This is a genomic window from Streptantibioticus ferralitis, from assembly GCF_029223525.1.
GTDB classification, from domain to species: domain Bacteria; phylum Actinomycetota; class Actinomycetes; order Streptomycetales; family Streptomycetaceae; genus Streptantibioticus_A; species Streptantibioticus_A ferralitis.
Genome location: NZ_JARHTQ010000002.1, coordinates 399,779 through 418,365, shown reverse-complemented (window position 1 = coordinate 418,365; position 18,587 = coordinate 399,779). Strand labels below are relative to the sequence as shown.

Genomic DNA, 18,587 nt, shown 5'->3' with positions numbered 1-18,587 from the left:
CGCCCGCCACGGCCTGCGCGAGATGGCGTCCCACCGGCTGCCCGCTCCGTCGCTACCCGAACCGGCCGCCGGAACGTCGCGTCACGACAGGTCGGTGGCCCGGGCCGGTTCGCGGCTCGCCAGTACCAGGCACACCAGGACCGCGGTGGTGGCGGCGAGCGCCAGCCAACCACCGACCCATCGCGCGGCCGGGGCGGCGACGCCGACGGCGACGGCGGCCACCAGTCGCGCCACCGGCCAGGTCCGGGCCAAGGCGCGATGGAAGGCCGCCAGGCCCGCCAGGAAGAGTGCCGCGCCCAGCGGCAGCAGCCCCGACGGCAGCCCGTGCAGCGGCGTGTCGAAGGAGTTGATCGCCTTCTGCATGCCGACCGCCGTGACGGCGATACCCAGGATCATGACGAGGTACGCGTAGCCGAACGCGTACACGGCCACCCGTGGGCGCCGCGGCACCGGAACGCGGCGCATCAGCCGTTCGCTGTCCCGCTCCTCCCGGTCGAAGTACAGCCACCACATCGCCGCGCTGAGCGCCAGGGCCAGCAGCGCGCCCGTCACGACCGTCACCAGGTCGTTCTGTCCGGTGGCGGCCGATCCGACCTCCACGATCGACTCCCCGAGCAGAATGATCACCGCGAGGCCGTGCCGCTCCACGAAATGCCCGATGCCGACCGTGAAGCCGCCGGTAAGGCCGATGAACGGGGTCAGTACCTGCATCAGGCAGGCCAACGCCAGCACCCACAGCCGCCACGGCTCCGGAGCCACGCCCGCGGCCAGCACGATCAACGCGCTGGCCAGATTGAGCGGCCCGATCCGGGTGATGCCCCGATGACCTGATGTCCCGATGAAGCCGACCGTGTGCACCAGCACCACGACCAGATAGGCCACCCCGAGCACCACACCCCACGGACCGGCCTCGAACGCCCTCGGCACGGCCAGCGACATCACGAAGAACGCCGCCGTACCGACCAGCAGCAACAGCCGGGCGCCGGTGCGCTCCAGGTCCAGGGCGTTGGTGAGCCAGGCGTAACCCCCGTACATCCACCAGGTGATGGCCAGCAGGACGAGGACCCTGGCCAGGCCCACCCCCGTCGGCAGGGCGGCGAGGACCGTGGCGATCTGGGTGATCGCGAAGACGAAGACCAGGTCGAAGAAGAGTTCCAGCGGCCGTACACTCTGCGCCGCCGCGGGCCGGTTGTTCGATCGGGTCACGCGGGGATTGTTCCAGACCAGCCGCTACCGGCATCGACGTCGGGTGGCGGACGGTGCGACGGAGCGCATGGTCGGCCGGCGCCTGGACGTGGGCGGCTTCGTCAGGTTGAGTGATCGATGCCGTGGCAGGATGATCTGCCGACGCGCGCACCCGTGTCGCGGACGAGAGATGGTGACGAAGATTTCGGACAGCCGAACCCCGCAGCGGGTGACGTTCGGTACCTGGCCCACCCCGCTGGAGCCGATGCCCCGGCTGGCCCGCACTCTCGGGCTCGGCCCGGACGACCTGTGGGTCAAGCGCGACGACCTCACCGGTCTCGGCGGCGGTGGGAACAAGGTGCGCAAGCTTGAGTGGATCTGCGCCGCGGCGCTGGCCGACGGCGCCACGGTACTGGTGACCACCGGCGCACCGCAGAGCAACCACGCGCGTCTGACGGCCGCCGCTGGCGCACGGCTGGGACTCGACGTGGTGCTCGTGCTCGCCGGCGAGCCCGGCTCCTCGTCGTCGGGCAACATCGCACTCGACGGACTCTTCGGCGCCACGGTGGTGTGGGCCGGTGATGTGCACGGGGAGCCGCTTGACGCCGCCGCCGGGCAGGTGGCCGAGCGGCTGCGGCGGCAGGGCGCCGTTCCGGCCTTGATCCCCCTCGGCGGTTCGAGTGTGATCGGTGCGCGCGGCTACGTCGAGTGCGGGCGTGAACTGCTCACCCAGGCACCGGACCTGACGACCGTCGTCGTCGCGGTCGGTTCCGGCGGCACCATGGCGGGCCTCGTCGACCAGCTCGGTCCCGAGCGGGTGCTGGGGGTCCACTGCGGTGCCGTCGCCGAGCCGGCCCGGACGGTGTCCGATCTGGTCCGCGGGCTGTCCGGCACGCACTGCGCGCCGGAGTTGAGGTTGCGCCTCGACCAAGTGGGCGGCGGATACAGCGTGTTGACCGATCCGGTCATGGCCGCGCTGACCGTGGCCGCCCGCACTGAGGGCATCGTGCTCGATCCGATCTACACCGGACGTGCGATGGCCGGTCTGATCGCGGCGATCGAGGACGGTGACGTGACCGCCGGACAACGCACGGTCTTCCTGCACTCGGGCGGCCTACCGGGCCTGTTCGGCCACACGGCGACGCTCGCCGCGGCGGAAGGCGCTCTGAGCTGAGCGCCTGTGCCGTTCCGCGGCGGATCGCCGATGGCGATGGGTACCAACGGGCGGTGGATCAGGCCGACTTGATGGCCGAGATGTCAAAGGTGAGCTTGACCTTCTCGCCGATCAGGACACCACCGGTCTCCAGCGCGGCGTTGTAGGTCAGCCCCCAGTCGGTGCGGTTGATGGTGGTGCTGCCCTCGAAGCCGACCCGCTCGTTGCCGTACAGGTCCTTGGCGCTGCCATTGAGGGTGAAGTCGACCGACACCGGCTTGCTGGTGCCCTTGATGGTGAGGTCGCCGGTGAGTCGGTACGTCTCCGCGTCGAGCTGCTGGGCGGAGGTGCTGCGGAAGGCGATCTCGGGGTGGGTCTCGGCGTCGAAGAAGTCTCCGGTGCGCAGATGGCCGTCGCGCTGCTCCTGGTTGGTGTCGATGCTGGCGACCTTGATCAGGACCTCGGCGGTGGAGCGGGACGGGTCGCCACCGTCCAGGTGCAGCTTGCCCTCGTACTCGGAGAACTGTCCGCGCACGGTGGTGACCATGGCATGGCGGACGGCGAAGCCGATCTCGCTGTGCGTGGGGTCGATGGCGTAGATGCCGGTGAGGTGCGACAGGTCCTGGGCGGCGGGCACCGGGGCGGCCTCGGTGGCGGTGTCGGGCTTACGGCTGAACAGACCCATGGGGAACTCCTCGGAGAGATACTGGTTCAATGTTGAACTTTCTCCATCATAGGGAGCCGTTGTTGAAACTTCAACATGCTGGCCGGAAACTTCCCCCCTAAGCCTCGACCGCGCCCGGAGCCCGCGCCCTACTCCGCTTCGACGGCGGTACGACCGGCCAGTCGTTCATAGCGCTGCCTGGCGGCCTGGGGAGTGCCGAGACCCAGGCCGAAGGCGATCTCCTGCCAGGTCATACCGCGCCCCCGCGCCATCCGCAGAAGCCCGGCTTCCAGTTCGTCCATCTCGCCGCGAGCCAGCGGCACCAGGCTCAGGGCGGCGGTGATGTCGGCGTGGTCCACGTCAGGCTCGCCCGCCTCGGCGAGTGCGGCGCCGCCGAGCAGGAACGACACCAGCCGGATGGCTTCGTGCGGACCGAGGACCGTCGGATGCGCCTGCCGGAGGCGCTGCGCGCCGGAGGCCGCGTGCCGCTCGGCGATACGGGCCAGCGAGGCGTACACCCGGCGCGCTCGCGCCTGGTCCGGATCGGGGGCGGCGAAGAGGTCGGACGAGGGATCGGGATTCGATGGCATGCGACCAGAATGAGCGGGCGCACAATCCATTGTCAACGAAACGGTGCAAACAGAGTGTTCAACTGACCGTTACGCCGAGACGAGCGGGCGCTCGCCTTCCGCCGCGGGGGCCGCTTCCGCCGCCGGGTCCGCCGCGACCCGCTGTTCGAGCCGGACCCGCACCTGGGGCCACTCCTCGTCCAGGATCGAGTAGAACGCTGTCCCCCGGACCATGCCGTCCAGGCCCCGGGTGTGCGCCCGGTGGACTCCGTCGAGGACCGCGCCGAGCCGTTCGATCGCCGCGCGCGAGCGGGTGTTGCGGGCGTCGGCGCGCATGGAGACGCGCCGCACCCCCCAGGTCTCGAAGGCGTGGCGCAGCATCAGCAGCTTGGCCTCGGTGTTGATCCCGGTGCCCTGGGCGCGGGCGGAAAGCCAGGTGCCGCCGATCTCGGTGGCGTCGGGGATCGCGGTCAGCGGGTCGCCGAGCGGGCCGTGCGGGGCCGGCGGCCAGATCACCGGTCCCTGCCAGTAGTCCAGCTCGCAGAACCGTGTCGAGCCCACCACCAGGCCGTCCGCCACCCGCACCGTGGCGAAGGGCAGCGCCCGTCCGGCCGCCTGGGCCGCCAGCGCATCGGCGACGTATCGTTCCGTCGCCTCCGCCCCGCTGGGCACGGGTGTGAAGGCATAGCTGCCGCGATCCTCGCCCGCGGCCACGGTCAGGGCCTCGATGTGGTGCTCGGCGAGCGGCTCCAGCCGCACGATGCGGCCGCAGAGGAATACGGGTGCGGGCACTGGGGGCCTGGGTCCTTCAGCGGTGGGATGGGAGAGGGCGCCCAGCGGCGGCCGGGCAGGCGAGATGGAGTTCGCCGTGGGGGGCGCGGGGCGCTGGTGAGGGCCTGTCGGGGTCGCGTCAGGCAGGTCGGGCATGGGGCCAACAGGCCGCGCGGACGGCGCTTCCTGGGGTCGACGAGGAGTGGTCCGGCGCCGACACGCGTACGGTCGCGCCGCGCGATTGACGAAAGGTTTTCGACAGGTTGACGCCAGATTGACGACAGGTTGAAGATCGACTGGAGCCGGGTCGTCAACCTGCCCTGACGAAAGGCGCAGTGGCCCCGGCCTGACGGAAAGCGCAGTGGCCGCAGGGACGGTGGTCCCTGCGGCCACATGATGGCGAGCGTCAGTGCGTCGCGCCGCGGTCCAGCAGCTGCTGGGCGTACAGGCTGGTCGGCATCGTGTGTTGGCCGGACGACTGGACCTGTCCGTCGCTGCCGTTCATCAGGGTTCCGGTGCAGCCGATGGCCCAGTTGTGGGCGGTGGGCGGTTCCTCGACCATGTACTGCTGGGTGGTGCAGTTGTAGGCGGTGCTGTTGGCGTCGGACCAGCCGTGACCGGTGCCCCGGCTGCCGTTGTTGACCAGCAGCAGTGAGCCGTCGACGCTCACGTTGTCGTAGAGCGTGCCGCTCCCCCAGCGTTCATGGCCACCGGCGTCATAGGTGTCCTTCACCAGTGTGGCCTTGCAGTTGGCGAACGCGTTGGGACCGGCCTGGCGGCCGTAGGTGGAGAAGGCGTGGATCTTGGCCGCGGTCACCGCGCAGTCCTGCACCAGGTTCTCCTGGCCCTGCAGCAGATACGCCTCGGAGCGGGCCGAGCTGTTCGTGGTGATCATGTCCAGTGCCTGGGTGTGCAGCACCGAGATCCGGCGGCTCTGCGGGCCGAGAGCGGTCTGGCCGCTCCCCCCGAAGTGGTGCCAGACGACGTTGTTCACCCAGGAGTCCTCGACCGCGTTGAACTCCCAAGGGGCCGCGTTGTAGAAGGACTTGGAGTAGTCGGGAGCGGCGGACATGGCCTGGCCGTCTTCGCTGAGGTTCTCCACACCGACGTGGTCGATCCGCGGGAAGCTGTAGCGGTAGACGGTGGCCTGGGTGTACTGCTTCTCCAGTGCCGTGGTCAGCGGGAAGTCGATGGTCACCCTGTCGCCGTTGATGGCGGTGATCTTCCGCTCGGACCTCAGGCTCCAGTTCGGCGACCAGGCGCCGGTCATCCCGATCGCGTCGATCCACGCCTGAGTGGTCGGCCGCTCCACCACCACCTCGTCCCCCACCGACAGCCCCTGGGTGCTGCCAAGGGTGAGGGTGGTGCCGCCGACCGGAACGTAGTCGTCGGTGACCTGCTGCGCGGTGCCGACGGTGGTGTAGCGGGACTTGGCGCCGATGGTCAGCAGGGTGCGCACGGTCGGCTGGTCGGCGACCAGGGTCGTGCCCGAGGAGCTGGTACCGGCGCCGCGCAGGACCACACCGCTGGCGGTGATGTGCAGCTGGCCCGCGATGTGGTAGCTGCCCTTGGCGAGTTGGACGGCGCCGCGGAACCCGTTGACGTCCAGCGGCAGCGCCGACGCCTTGTCGATGGCGGCCTGGATGGTCGCGGTCTCGTCACCGGTCCCGGGAGCGGGTACGTTCACCCGGGCCGGCACCTGCGGCAGCGCCACACCGCCGCCGTCGTACCCGGCGTACGAGTAGTCGGGTATGCGGTTGCCCTGCGCGTCATGCCCGTAGACCAGGTGGCCGTGGCTCAGTCCGAGCCACTTCCCGCTGGTGGGAGCGGACGATGCGGAAGCGGCGCGCGGTTGGGCGTGGTTGGCCCCCTGGGCTCCGGTCTCGACGACGACGGCAACCGCCGCCCCGGCCAGCACGGCTGCCGCCGCCATGAACAGGCGGCGGTGCTTGCGCACCTGATGTCTGGCCCGTGTCACGGGCGTCTCCTCATGCGTCATGGTGTGAAACCGATGGTTGGGGGGACTCGATGCCCACGGTGGACTATGGCACGGCGATGGTCTGGGCCAACGGGCAGGCCAGAGTAGTCCGGTGGGCCGCGGGTCTTCGCAGGCGCGAGGACCGCCTGGCGTGGGCACCGGCACGTCTACCGTCCCACCCCGTGGATGGTGCGGGGTTGGCGATCGGTGGACGTGAGGTTGGCGATCGGCTGGCGCGAGGTTAGAGTTCGCTTGCTCGCGACGGCCGGAACCGCTGAGCTGGCCGGCCATTGCGCGGGGGAACGCGGATGGCTCACCGGAACCTGGCGGGACTCGGCCTTCATTCTTCGAACGCTGTGGGGTGGAGGGCGTCGATGCCGGATCGAGCGGATGACGCTCTGCGGTTCGCGGTGCTGGGCCCGGTGCGGGCCTGGCGTGCGGACACTCCACTGGTGGTGGGATCTCCCCAGCAGCGGGTGGTGCTCGCCATGTTGCTGCTGCGCGGTGGGCGTCCAGTGGGCGTGGACGAACTGCTGCACGCGATCTGGGGCGAGGAGTTGCCTGCTTCCGCCGTCCGCACGCTGCGCAGCTACGTCTCCAGACTGCGCGGAAGTCTGGACCCGGCCGGAGGCAGGCCCGGTCCGTTGGTGTCGGTGGGCGGCGGGTACGCACTCGAGGTGTCCGCCGAGTGCGTCGATGCCGGTGTCATCGAGGGCGCGCTCGGTGCTGCGGCGCGAGCCCGTGCCACCGGACAGCTGGAGCGGGCCGAACACATCCTGGCCGAAGCGCTGGCGCTGCCTCAGGGAACCCCGCTGGCCGGTCTGCCGGGCCCGTTCGCGGCCAGCCAACGCGACCGGCTGACCGAGCTGTTGCTCAACGCCGGCCAGCAGCGGCTGGAAGCCGGGCTGGAACTCGGCAGGCACGCCGAGGTGGTTGCCGAGCTGAGCGAGCTGGCCGCCCGGCATCCGCTGCGGGAACGCCTGCGTGAGTTGCTCATGCTCGCCCTGTACCGCGGTGGCCGCCAGGCCGAGGCGATCGGTGTCTTCCTCGACGCCCAACGCCAACTGGCCGACGAACTCGGGGTGTCGCCGGGCCCCGGGCTGCAGAGCCTGTACGAGCGGATCCTGCGCGCCGACCCGGCCCTCGCGGCGCTGGCGGCAACGGTGACGGGGTGCGCCCAGGCAGCTGAGCCGAGCGCCGACACCACCCCGCCGCAAGCCGCCGCCTACCTCGCGGCACGCCTGCTGCCACGTGCGCTGACCGGGTTCGTGGAGCGGAACGAGGAGTGGGCGCGGCTGGACCAGATGTGCGGGCCGGACGCCGAGCCCATGGCGCGGCTGGCCGTCGTCGCGGGGCCCGCCGGGAGCGGGAAGACCTCGCTGGTGGTGCGCTGGGCCCACGCCGTCGCGGACCGGTTTCCGGACGGGCAACTCTTCGGCGATCTACGGGGTTTCAGTACCGGCGGTCCAGCCGATCCCAGCGATGTTCTGCACACGTTCCTGCGGGCCATGGGCGTGCCCGAGGACGGGATCCCGGATGGCGTGGCCGCGCGCTCGGCCCTCTACCGGGACCGCGTCCGCGGTCGCCGAGTGCTGGTCGTCCTGGACAACGTCTTGCGGACCGATGACGTCGCTGCGTTCCTGCCCGATCGCGGCCCGGCCGTGACGGTGGTGTGCAGTCGGCATGCGCTGGAGGAGCTGATCGCACGGGAGGGCGTCGCCTTCCAACCGGTCGGAACCTTCACCACCACGGCGGCCCACGAACTGCTGCGGCTGCGCCTCGGTGACCGGCGTGCGCTGGAGGATCCCGGCGCGTCGCGGCGGCTGGTCGAGCTGTGTGACCATCTGCCGCTGGCGCTGAGCATCGCCCTCGCCCGCCTCGCCGCCCGTCCCGCCTGGTCGGTCGCCGACCTGGTCGGCGAGTTGGAGGACGAGCGGGCCCGGCTCGCCGCCCTCGGTGTGCCCTGCCAGCTCAGCGTGGAGCGCGAACTGGCCCTGACCCGGCGCCAGTTGCCTGCGGAAGCCGAGCGCCTGCTGCCGCTGCTCGCCCTGCACCCGGGAACCGAGATCGACGCGACGGCCGCCGCCGCGCTGCTCGACCGGCCGCTGGCCGCCGGACGCCGCGCGCTGGTGGCGCTGGCCGCCCTGCACCTGGTCAACGAGTCCAGCCCCGGCCGCTACCAGGCCCATGACCTGGTCCGGCTCTACTGCTCGCAGGTACTGAACGAGGAGGTGGGCGAGGCGGACCGGGCACGGGCGGCAGCCCGGCTGGCCGACTACTACCTCGCCGCGACGGCCGCGGCCTGCGTGCTGGTCTTCGGAGACGACGGCACCCCGTGCAGGCCGCTGGGCGCGGGGCCGAAGGACCTGCCACGGTTCAAGGACACCCGGGACGCGATGGTCTGGTGGAGATCGGAGGCGTCGGTGATCCGGGCGCTGGTCGATGTCTGCACCGATTCGGGGGACCACGACCGCGCCTGGCGGCTGGCCGACAACGCCGCGGGCTACTACGTCTGCACCGGCCTGAACGGCTGGCTCGACTGCGCCACCGCGGGTCTGCGGGCCGCGCGGCGATTGGCGGACCCGGCCGCGCTGGCCAGGACGCACACCTCGATGGGCATCGTGCTCGGTCAGTTGAACCGGCCCGACGAGGCCCTTCCGTATCTGGAGCGCGCGCTGAAGCTGCACCCCGAAGGGGACCGCCATCGCGTGATCACGGTCGGCATGCTGGCCGGAATCCACCTCGACCTCGGCCGGCCCGAGCTCGCCGGACGGTGCTTCGCGACAGCGCTGGAGGAGGCCCGTGCGACGGGCGACCCGAGCCTGGAGGCGTTCGTCCTGCTCCGCGCCTGTGTCGCCGACCTGCGGTCCGCGGCGCCCGAGGAGGTGCTGCGACGAGCCAGGCGGGCCCGGCACCTGATGGCGGGCAAGCCCCTCAGTCAGCAGTACCTGGGGGCGATGCTCTTCGAAGCCGCCGCCTTGGACCGCCTGGGGCGGACCGAGGAATCCGAGACGACCTGGCGCCGCGTCATCGAGCTGAGCTCCTACACCGGCGACGAGCATCTGCGAGGCCTCGCCGAAGCACAGTTCGCCGCCTTCCTGTCCCGCCTGGGCCGCGTCGAGGAGGGATCCGCCCACCTCGACACGGCCATCGCGCTGTACCACAACCGAGACGACGACCGCGCGGCCGCCGCGCTCACCCACCGGTTCACGGAGATCGGCGCCACGGGGCAGATCGTGGCGATCGAGCCGACCTGAGCCCTGCCAACTCGGGTCAGCCCGGCACTGACAACGTGCAGCGGAGCTTCTCCTCGGCGTGTGCGCCAAGGCGGTCGTAGCAGCGGACCGCTCCCTCGTTCCACACCGGGCTCCGCCACTGGACCTCGGCGAGCCCGAGGAGCCGCGCCCCGGCCGCTACCGCGTCCATCACCAGCCCGGGCTCATGCCTGTGGCGGCGCCACCAGCGCCACCGCGGCCTCGCTGGTGTACATCAGGAACGTCAGCGCCTCCTGGAAGTAGAGCCGGATGCTCGTGTCGTCATGGGACAGATAGCCGATGGACACGTCCTGGCCGATGCGCAGTTCGAAGTCACCGCCGCGGGTGGACAGCAGGAACGCTCCGTCGATGGCGGGTGCCCAGATGATCTCGCCGTCCAGAACCCGGTCTATGTGCTTGTGGATCGGGTATCCGTGATCGGACGTCTCGTTCACGGCGGTGTAGGCGTCGGCGCTGAGCGCCACCGTGTACGCGCCGCCAACGCCCGCCAGCCGCAGGGTGGTCACGGCCTGGCTGATGACGGTCGGGTAGTCGCGCACCTCGGCCGGCAGGGTCAGCGCGGGGTTGGACGTACTTTCTCGGACGCCCGCGATGCCCGCTGCCGGGTACCCCTCGAACACCGCCCGGTCCTCCGCGAACGCGATCTTCCGGGCGGCGTCCTTCACCGGCTGCCAGTCCGCGTCCCTGGCTCCGCGCTCGACATCGTCGACCTGCTGGCGGTCTACGCTGAACGGCACCCGCAGCTCGACGACCGGCTGCGACCGGCGGGTACGGGCGACCACACCGTCCGCCGGAGGGTCGATGGCCGTCAGATGCCCGGTGCCGACCGCCGACAGTTCCACACCGCCCGGCTCCGGCAGGTCGACGATCCGGCGGCCTGCCACATGGCGCTTGAACGTGCGCCGCGCCTCTTCCTCCATGTCGGCCCATGCGGCGTCGGAGATGGGCGCCAGTTCACGATGCAGGTTCTTCATCGGGGGCGCTCCCCTTCAGGTTGCCGATCCCCAGCGATCCGTCGTCCACCGACGGAAGCCGGACCTCGGGTGCGGTGTCTGCCGTGCCGGCCTCGGCCGTGGTGGCTGTTCCGCAGGGATCGGGCAGGTCGTCGAGGAAGTCGGCACTGGGCACGAAGAACAGCGTGCCGGTCACGGCCGTGGAGAAGTCGAGGACCCGGTCATGGGCGGCCGACGGGGTGCCCAGGAACATGTTCTCCAGCATCTGCTCGGTGACGGCAGGGGTACGGGCGTATCCGATGTAGTAGGTGCCGAACTCGCCCCGCCCGGCGCTGCCGAAGGGCATGTTGTCGCGGAGGATCTGCCGCTGGGTGCCGTCGGGGTCGACGATCGTGTTCAGCGCGACATGCGAGTCGGCCGGTTGGACGGCGTCGTCCAGTTCGATGTCGGACAGCTTCGTACGGCCGATCACCTTCTCCTGGGCCTCGACCGGCAAGGCCTCCCACGCCTGCAGGTCGTGCAGGTACTTCTGCACGATCACATAGCTTCCACCGGTGAACTCGGGGTCCTCGGCGCCGATCAGGGCCGCCGCTGTCGCCTGGGGCCCTTCCGGGTTCTCGGTTCCGTCCACGAAGCCGAGCAGATCGCGTTCGTCGAAGTATTTGAACCCGTGCACCTCGTCGCGGACCGTGACGGCGCCGCGCAGCCGGCCCATGATCAGCGAGGCCAGGCCGAAGCACAGGTCCTCCCGCCCGCCCCGGATGTGGAAGAGCAGGTCGCCGGGCGTCGCGGGGGCGCGGTGCCTGGCCCCGACCAGTTCCCGGAACGGATGCAGCTCGGCCGGGCGCGGCCCGCCGAACAGGCGGTCCCAGGCATCCGAACCGATGCCCGCGACACAGGTGAGGTTGCCGGTCGGTACCCGGAAGCCGACGGATCGCCGCAGCCCCGACAACTCCGGCAGCAACTCCCGTGCTACGGGCTCGCCGCCCGGGTCGATCGTCACCACCAGAAACATCGCCGCCGTCGTCGGCTGGTTCACCACCGGCTGGGCAATCGCGTCCCGGACGGGGCAGGCCATCCCCACACACCTCCTCCGGTGTGCTGGTCGCCCCCGTCCTCGTCCATTGTCCTTCGCACCGGCACACCCCGCATCCGGTGGCCGTCCATGGCCCGGTGAGCCGCGCCGTCGAGCCGCAGCGCTCCGCCTTGGAGTCCGGTCGTCCAGCTCGCGCCGCCCCTGAGTGCCCCGTTGGGCTGGCCGACCCGCGTCCGCTGCCACGGCGCCGGAGTTCTCGTGCGCGGGCCACCAGCCCATGCCTTCAGGTCCGGCGTCGCCGGGTGGGTGGTAGCCACGGCAACGGGCGTGCTGTTCCGGGTAGTTGAGCCGCCGGCGATACGGACGAACACGAAGGCCGACGACGATCAGGGCGATCGGCGACCAACTGCGCGTCATGTGCTCCAGGAGTTCCGGCGGATGGGGAGCGGTGCCGTGGCTGACGAACGCCGCCGGAAAGTGGTCCAGGGGCGGATGTGCTCGCAACGGACGGGTGCGGACGCGAAACAGCGGTATAACTCTCTCTCGCGGACGCGTTCGAGCCCCAGATGTCCGAACGGTCGCAGGAGGAGCGGGTGCAGGAGATGCGGGCGGAGGAGCGGCACCAGCGGCTGCTGGCGCTGGCACGCCGGCACGGCCGGGTGGAGGTAGCCGTCGCGGCAGCCGAGTTCGGCGTCGTACGGGAGACCATTCGCCGGGATCTGCGCGAACTGGAGCGCCGGGGCCTGGTCCGCCGTACGCACGGTGGCGCCTATCCGGTCGAAAGCGCGGGGTTCGAGACCAACCTGGCCCAGCGCGTCACCCAGCACGTCGAGAACAAACGCCGGATCGCCGCGGAAGCCGTCAAACTCCTCGGCAGCGCGGAGACCGTCTTCGTGGACGAGGGCTACACGCCCCAGCTCCTCGCCGCGCTGCTGCCGACCGATCGGCCCCTGACGGTGGTGACGGCATCGCTGTCGACGGCTGCCGCGGTCGTCGAGTCGGCCAACACCACCGTCCTGCTGCTGGGCGGCCGGGTCCGGGCCCGGACGCTGGCGACCGTGGGGTCCTGGGCGTGCGCCATGCTCTCGGGCTTCGTCATCGACCTGGCGTACCTGGGATCGAACGGCATCTCCCGGGAATACGGCCTCACCACCCCCGACCCGGTGGTGGCCGATGTGAAGGCCAAGGCGCTGGAGGTGTCGCGCCGACGGATCTTCATGGGCCACCACGGCAAGTTCGGCGCGAGCAGCTTCTGTCGTTTCGCGGAGGTCTCCGACTTCGAGGTGATCATCACCGACACCGGACTGTCCAGCGCGGAAGCGCACCGCTACGCGCTGCTGGGCCCGCAGGTCATCCGGGCCTGACCTGGCGGGGGCTCGCCTTTCCAGCCGCGGCGTCCCAGGGCGGCCCCTTGGGGCATCCGCAGTAACCGAAGCGCCGTGCGTCGCCCGCCATTCCTAGAATGGATCCCATGGCGCGCAAGGCCCTGGCCGGGCTCGTTCCGGCGATCGCAGTGGCGCTGGTCGCCACCGGCTGCGGCAACACGAACAACGTCAGCAGCGGCCCCGGCGGTGGGTCCAGCTCCGTCTCCGGCGCGGACTTCGGCCACCAGATCTGCGGCCGGACCGGCGACAACAAGCCGGGCTTCCCGGCGCCGTTCCCCCCGCTGCCCGACGGTGCCAAGACCCTCTCGGGCGCGGGATCGACCTTCGTGGCGCCGATGATGTCGTACTGGACCAAGACGTACAGCCAGGCCACGGGCGTACAGGTGGCTTACCAGTCGATCGGTTCCGGCGGCGGTGTGGCGCAGATCCAGGCCGGAACGGTGGACTTCGGCCAGAGCGACACCGGAATGACCCCGGCCGAGCAGGCCGAGGCCAAGGGCCCCGTGCTGCAGATTCCGCTGCTGCTGGGTGCGGTGGTGCCCACGTACCACCTTTCGGGTGTCAAATCGGGGCTGAAGTTCACCGGCGACGTGCTCGGCAAGATCTACGCCGGGAAGATCAAGACGTGGAACGACCCGGCGCTGACCGCACTGAATCCCGGGGTGAAGCTGCCGAAGGAGCCGATCGCGGTGGTCCACCGCTCCGACGGTTCCGGCACCACGAGCCTCTGGACGGAGTACCTCTCCAAGGAGTCCCCGACCTGGGTGAGCACGCTCGGCGGCCCGAGCGAGAGCAAGGGCAAGACGGTGGCCTGGCCGGTCGGCATCGGCGGCAAGGGCAACGAGGGCGTGTCCGGCCAGATCAACCAGACCGAAGGCGCACTGGGCTTCCTGGAACTGCACTACGTGCTGGCGCAGAACAGCACGTACGGGCAGGTGCAGAACAAGGCGGGCAGGTTCATCCAGCCGTGCGTCGCCACCGTCACCCAGGCGGTGAACGGGATCACCTTCCCGGCCAACCTCAACACCTCACTGACCGACAGCGCCGACCCCAACGCGTACCCGATCGCGGGCACCAGCTACGCGCTGTTCTACCGGAACCAGAAGGACGCGGCGAAGGGCACCGCGCTGGTGGACTTCTTCTCCTGGGTGCTGTCCAAAGGACAGGACCTCAACGCCAGCCTGAACTACGCCCCCCTCGGCAAGAACCTGCAAAAACTGGCCGTGGACCAGCTGAAGCAGGTCACCATCAACGGCAAGCCCGCCGTCACGTAGCCAGCACCCGGCGGCGGGAAGGCCGCTCTCCAGGCCTTCCCGCCGCCGGAGCCGCCCGACCCCGGGAAGACAGATGACCCCCCTCGCCGACACCCCCGCCACACGGCGGAGGGTGCGCGCCCGGTGGCGCGACACCGACACCGTCTTCCGGTACGCCGTCAGGGCCGCTGCGGCACTCGTGGTCGTCGTGCTGGTGGCGACCGCCGTGTTCCTCGTAGCGCAGGCCTGGCCCGCGCTACGCCACTACGGGATCCTCAGCTTCCTGAGCTCCGACCGCTGGGCACCGTCCGAAGCCACCACCACCGCACGGCACCCGAACCCGTACGGCATCGTGCAGTTCGTCTACGGCACCGCGGTCACCTCGCTGATCGCGATGGTGCTGGCGGTGCCGGTCGCGGTCGCCGTCTCGCTGTACCTGACCGAGGTCGCGCCGGGCTGGCTGCGCAAGCCGTTGTCCGGCCTGGTCGACCTGCTGGCCGCGATCCCCTCGGTGGTCTACGGCTTCTGGGGAATCTTCGCGCTGATCCCGGCCGTCCGCCCGGCCGGCGTCTGGCTGTCGCGGACGCTGGGCTCGGCCCCGGGCATCGGGCCGGTGTTCGCCGGTCCGTTCTTCGGCGTCTCGTATCTGGTGGCCGGTCTCGTGCTGGCGATCATGATCCTGCCGATCATCACCGCGATCTGCCGTGAGGTCTTCGCCACCGTGCCCACCGCGGACAAGGAGTCCGCCCTGGCGCTGGGCGCGACGCGATGGGAGATGCTGCGGATGGCCGTACTGCCGCGTTCCCGCTCCGGCATCACCGGTGCCGCCGTCCTCGGTCTGGGCCGGGCGGTCGGGGAGACCATCGCGGTCACCATGGTGATCGGCAACAGCGTCCTTTCGATCACCAAGAGCATCCTCGGGCCGGGGGCCACCATGTCCTCGGTGATCGCCAACGAGTTCACCGAGTCCACCGAGCCGTTCCATCTGCAGTCGCTGATGGTGGTGGGCGCATGGCTGCTGGTCATCGCACTGATCGTCAACACTGTTGGCAAGCTGATCGTCCGGCGCACCGGAGAGGACATCGCGTGATGACCGCCCGTATGCCCGCCTCCCCCGTCCGCCGCGGTCTGTCACACCGCCTGGCCGTCAATGCCGTGATGACCGTGGTGCTGGCGCTCGCCACCGCCGGGGTGGTGGCCCTGCTGGTGTGGATCCTGGCCTATGTGGCCGGTCAGGGGCTGAAGTACCTCGGCCCGGTGTTCCTGACACAGACGCCACCGGGGGAGCCCTCGCAGGCGGGCGGCGGGTTCGCGAACGGCATCGTCGGCTCGGTGATCATCGTCGGCATCGCCACCGGCCTGTCGGTGCCGGCCGGTATCGCGGCTGCCATCCACCTGGTGGAGTACCGCGGCCGGCTGGCCAGGGTGTGCAGCTTCCTCACCGACGTGCTGATCGGCCTGCCGTCCATCGTGACCGGGGCGTTCGTCTACGCGCTGTGGGTCGCGCACTTCGGGTTCTCCGGACTGGCCGGGGCGGTGGCGCTCGCCCTGATCATGCTGCCGCTGATCATCCGTGCCACCGAGGAGGTGCTGCGGCTGGTGCCCAACGAGCTGCGCGAGGCCAGCCTGGCGCTCGGGGTGAGCCGGGCCCGCACCGTGATGTCCATCGTGCTGCCCACCGCCCGCTCCGGAATCATCACCGGCGCCATGCTGGCAGTGGCCCGCGCGATGGGCGAGACCGCGCCACTGCTGCTGACGGCCCTGGGCAACGACCTGTTCCTGGAGGCCAACCCGACCCGACGGATGTCCACCCTCTCACTGCAGATCTTCAACAACGCCATCACCGGTTTCGCCACCGCCCAGGCCCGGGCCTGGGCCGGGACACTCACCCTGATCATCATCGTCCTGGTGCTCAGCGTTGGCGCCCGCCTCCTCAGCCGCCGCGGTATCGCCCGGAGCGCCCGATGAACCACGTACTCAGCAACCGACCACCGCCGCCGACCGCCGCACCGCGAAGGAGCCCGCGATGCCGACCCCAGCCCCGCCCTCCGACACCGCGGCCCCAGCCCGTCTCGACGTGGTCAACCTGACCGCCTCCTACCACGGCCGTCCCGCGGTGGCGGACGTCGACCTGGCCATCGAGCCACGTCAGGTCACCGCCCTGATCGGCCCGTCGGGCAGCGGCAAGTCCACCCTGCTGCGCTGTCTGAACGGCCTGCATCTGACCGTGCCCGGGGCCAGCGTGACCGGCAGCGTGCTGCTGGACGACGCCGACATCTACGCCAAGGACAGCAACCCGGTCGAGATACGCCAACGGGTCGGCATGGTCTTCCAACGACCGACCCCCTTCCCCACCATGTCCGTCCGCGACAACGTTCTGGCCGGGCTGCACCTGGGCCGGCGGCTCGGCCGGGGCCCGCACGACGACCTGGCCGAACAGGCGCTGACCAAGGCGGGGTTGTGGCCGGAGGTCAAGGACCGGCTCAAGGCGCCGGGCGGGAGCCTGTCCGGCGGACAGCAGCAACGGCTGTGCATCGCCCGGGCGTTGGCGGTGGATCCGGAGATCCTGCTGATGGACGAGCCCTGCTCGCATCTGGACCCGATCTCCACCCTGACGATCGAGGACCTGATCAGGGAGATCAAGGAGACGTACACGGTCGTCATCGTCACCCACAACATGCAACAGGCGGCCCGCGTCGCGGACACCACCGCTTTCCTGACCATGCCCGCCGTGGGCGAGCCCGGCCGACTGGTCGAAGTCGGCCCGACCGAGCGCATCTTCAGCACTCCGCGGCAACAGACCACCGAGGACTACATCAGCGGGAAGATCGGGTGACAGGCCCGTGCGGACAACGCTCCGCCGCAAGGGGACTTTCGGCCCGCACACTCCATGGCCTTCGGCCCGTTGGCGGACGCGGCGCACGGGGGGCGCGTCGGTCGGCGCCCGTTCGGGCCCTGACCGTTCTGTCCGCGCGAGCAGGGAGGTGATCGGGAGTACCCGCCTTCCGGGTACCGGCCGCCACACATGGCCGTCCCGTCACGCCGCCCGGCCCTCGGGCTGGAATCGATAGCCGAGGCCGGGTTCGGTGATCAGGTACCGCGGATGGGACGGATCGGGTTCGAGTTTGTGACGCAGGGCCGACATGTGGATGCGCAGGTAGTTGGTGTTCTGGTCGTGGTCGGGTCCCCAGATGTCGCGCAGGAGTTGGTGGCCGGTGACCAGGCGGTCGGGGTGGCGCAGGAGGGTGACGAGCAGCCGCCACTCGGTCGGGGTGAGGTGCACCGGGGCACCGTGCCCTGACCTGGGTACGACGGTGTACCCGGACAGGTCGACGGTGTAGTCACCGACGTCGGCGGTCCGCGGCTGGTACTGGTCCGAGCGGCGGAACACCGCGCGCAACCGCGCGGCCAGCTCGTCCATGGAGATCGGCTTCGTCAGGCAGTCGTCGGCCCCCGCGTCCAACGCCTCGACCATGTGGGCGGGGTCCGTGCGCTCGGACAGCGCGATGATGGGCATCGGCGTCCCAGCCCGCAGGCCGGTGATGACGTCGACGCCTTCGATGTCGGGGAGTTCGAGGCTGACGATGACCGCGTCCGGCGGTGTGCGGGAGGCGAGCCACAGGGCGCTGGTGCCGTCGTGAGCCGTGGCCACCGCATACTGTCGCGCGGTCAGGTTGACGTCCAGGGCCCGTAGCATCTGCGGCTCGCCGTCGACGACCAGGAGGCGGCGCATCACGCCCTCATTTCAGCGCGGTCAGGGCGCGGTTGAGCGCGACGACATTGACATGTTCCTGCCCCAGGAAGCCCAGGGTGCGGCCCTGAACATGGTCGGCCACCAGCTTTCGCACCGCTGACGGCGGCGCGGCGCGTGCCTTCGCCACCCGGTTGACCTGCTCGTAGGCGTACGCGGGCGAGATGTCCGGGTCCAGCCCGGAGCCCGAAGCGGTGATCGCGTCGGCCGGAACGCTGCTCGGGGGCACGCCATCGAAGGCCGCCACGGCGGCGCGGCGGTCCGTCACGGCCTTCGCCAGACCGGCGTTGTTGGGGCCGAGGTTGGACGCGCCGGACTTCGCCGGGTCATAGCCGCCCGCGGACGGGCGGGGCTGGAACCACCTGGGGTCGGGGGCACCGGTGGTCCGCCCCTTCGGGGGCGGCAGGTTGAACTTCTGGCCGATGAGTGAGGAGGCGACCGGCCGTCCACCGTCCCTGATCACCGACCCGTTGGCGTGGTGGGAGAACGCGAGCTGGGCGATGCCGGTGACCGCCAGCGGATAGGCGAGGCCCGTGATGACCGTGAACACCACCAGCATCCGCAACGCCGCCAGGTGGTGGCGGGCCGTGCGGGCGAGAGAGCCGGCCATGAGG

General features: G+C 70.6%; 17 protein-coding genes. 7 read left to right on the top strand and 10 right to left on the bottom strand.

Going from position 1 to position 18,587, the window contains the following annotated elements; all coding sequences use genetic code 11:
• Positions 1 to 81: 81 nt before the first annotated feature.
• Positions 82 to 1,206 (bottom strand): low temperature requirement protein A, encoded by a 1,125-nt coding sequence (locus P2L57_RS04790; RefSeq protein WP_275808664.1) that lies wholly within the window; start codon positions 1,204 to 1,206, stop codon positions 82 to 84.
• Positions 1,207 to 1,375: 169 nt separating this feature from the next.
• On the opposite strand from P2L57_RS04790, the gene P2L57_RS04785 reads away from it, so the two are divergent.
• Complete coding sequence (locus P2L57_RS04785; RefSeq protein WP_275808660.1) at positions 1,376 to 2,359, top strand: D-cysteine desulfhydrase family protein; 984 nt, start codon at positions 1,376 to 1,378, stop codon at positions 2,357 to 2,359.
• A 58-nt stretch (positions 2,360 to 2,417) separates the two neighbouring features.
• Here the strand turns inward: P2L57_RS04785 and P2L57_RS04780 are convergent, their stop codons facing one another.
• The 4 genes from P2L57_RS04780 to P2L57_RS04765 all read right to left on the bottom strand — a co-directional run bounded on the left by P2L57_RS04780 (position 2,418) and on the right by P2L57_RS04765 (position 6,320).
• A complete protein-coding gene (locus tag P2L57_RS04780) occupies positions 2,418 to 3,023 on the bottom strand; it encodes a YceI family protein (protein ID WP_275809197.1) in 606 nt (201 codons plus the stop codon).
• A gap of 128 nt (positions 3,024 to 3,151) precedes the next feature.
• A complete protein-coding gene (locus P2L57_RS04775; protein WP_275808657.1) occupies positions 3,152 to 3,592 on the bottom strand; it encodes a DNA-binding protein in 441 nt (146 codons plus the stop codon).
• A gap of 69 nt (positions 3,593 to 3,661) precedes the next feature.
• The gene (locus P2L57_RS04770; protein ID WP_275808654.1) at positions 3,662 to 4,363 is read right to left on the bottom strand and encodes a GNAT family N-acetyltransferase; all 702 of its coding nucleotides are present in this window, start codon (positions 4,361 to 4,363) and stop codon (positions 3,662 to 3,664) included.
• 385 nt (positions 4,364 to 4,748) lie between these two features.
• Complete coding sequence (locus P2L57_RS04765) at positions 4,749 to 6,320, bottom strand: peptidoglycan-binding protein (RefSeq protein ID WP_275808651.1); 1,572 nt, start codon at positions 6,318 to 6,320, stop codon at positions 4,749 to 4,751.
• A gap of 374 nt (positions 6,321 to 6,694) precedes the next feature.
• Between P2L57_RS04765 and P2L57_RS04760 the strand changes: the two genes are divergently transcribed.
• Complete coding sequence (locus P2L57_RS04760) at positions 6,695 to 9,577, top strand: AfsR/SARP family transcriptional regulator (protein WP_275808648.1); 2,883 nt, start codon at positions 6,695 to 6,697, stop codon at positions 9,575 to 9,577.
• A gap of 16 nt (positions 9,578 to 9,593) precedes the next feature.
• Here the strand turns inward: P2L57_RS04760 and P2L57_RS04755 are convergent, their stop codons facing one another.
• From P2L57_RS04755 to P2L57_RS04745, 3 genes are read right to left on the bottom strand one after another with little or no spacing between them, the layout of a single operon-like run.
• Positions 9,594 to 9,749, bottom strand: a complete 156-nt coding sequence (locus tag P2L57_RS04755; protein ID WP_308292431.1) for an N-acetyltransferase — start codon at positions 9,747 to 9,749, stop codon at positions 9,594 to 9,596.
• A gap of 10 nt (positions 9,750 to 9,759) precedes the next feature.
• Positions 9,760 to 10,569: a family 1 encapsulin nanocompartment shell protein gene (locus P2L57_RS04750; RefSeq protein ID WP_275808646.1), complete on the bottom strand. Its 810-nt coding sequence runs from the start codon at positions 10,567 to 10,569 to the stop codon at positions 9,760 to 9,762.
• Entirely contained in the window at positions 10,550 to 11,626 is a 1,077-nt protein-coding gene (locus tag P2L57_RS04745; protein WP_275808643.1) for a Dyp-type peroxidase, read from the bottom strand. Before P2L57_RS04745 ends, P2L57_RS04750 begins: the two co-directional genes overlap by 20 nt.
• A gap of 560 nt (positions 11,627 to 12,186) precedes the next feature.
• On the opposite strand from P2L57_RS04745, the gene P2L57_RS04740 reads away from it, so the two are divergent.
• From P2L57_RS04740 to P2L57_RS04720, 5 genes are all read left to right on the top strand, one after another.
• Entirely contained in the window at positions 12,187 to 12,948 is a 762-nt protein-coding gene (locus tag P2L57_RS04740) for a DeoR/GlpR family DNA-binding transcription regulator (RefSeq protein WP_275809194.1), read from the top strand.
• Between the two features lie 107 nt (positions 12,949 to 13,055).
• The gene (gene pstS, locus P2L57_RS04735) at positions 13,056 to 14,243 is read left to right on the top strand and encodes a phosphate ABC transporter substrate-binding protein PstS (protein WP_275808640.1); all 1,188 of its coding nucleotides are present in this window, start codon (positions 13,056 to 13,058) and stop codon (positions 14,241 to 14,243) included.
• 73 nt (positions 14,244 to 14,316) lie between these two features.
• Positions 14,317 to 15,312: a phosphate ABC transporter permease subunit PstC gene (pstC, locus tag P2L57_RS04730; protein ID WP_275808637.1), complete on the top strand. Its 996-nt coding sequence runs from the start codon at positions 14,317 to 14,319 to the stop codon at positions 15,310 to 15,312.
• Entirely contained in the window at positions 15,312 to 16,190 is an 879-nt protein-coding gene (pstA, locus tag P2L57_RS04725) for a phosphate ABC transporter permease PstA (protein WP_275808634.1), read from the top strand. Before pstC ends, pstA begins: the two co-directional genes overlap by 1 nt.
• A gap of 58 nt (positions 16,191 to 16,248) precedes the next feature.
• Entirely contained in the window at positions 16,249 to 17,058 is an 810-nt protein-coding gene (locus P2L57_RS04720) for a phosphate ABC transporter ATP-binding protein (RefSeq protein WP_275808631.1), read from the top strand.
• A 201-nt stretch (positions 17,059 to 17,259) separates the two neighbouring features.
• Here P2L57_RS04720 and P2L57_RS04715 read toward each other — a convergent pair whose 3' ends face one another.
• Complete coding sequence (locus P2L57_RS04715) at positions 17,260 to 17,955, bottom strand: response regulator transcription factor (protein WP_275808628.1); 696 nt, start codon at positions 17,953 to 17,955, stop codon at positions 17,260 to 17,262.
• Positions 17,956 to 17,962: 7 nt separating this feature from the next.
• A complete protein-coding gene (gene kdpC, locus P2L57_RS04710) occupies positions 17,963 to 18,583 on the bottom strand; it encodes a potassium-transporting ATPase subunit KdpC (protein ID WP_275808625.1) in 621 nt (206 codons plus the stop codon).
• Positions 18,584 to 18,587 lie beyond the last annotated feature (4 nt).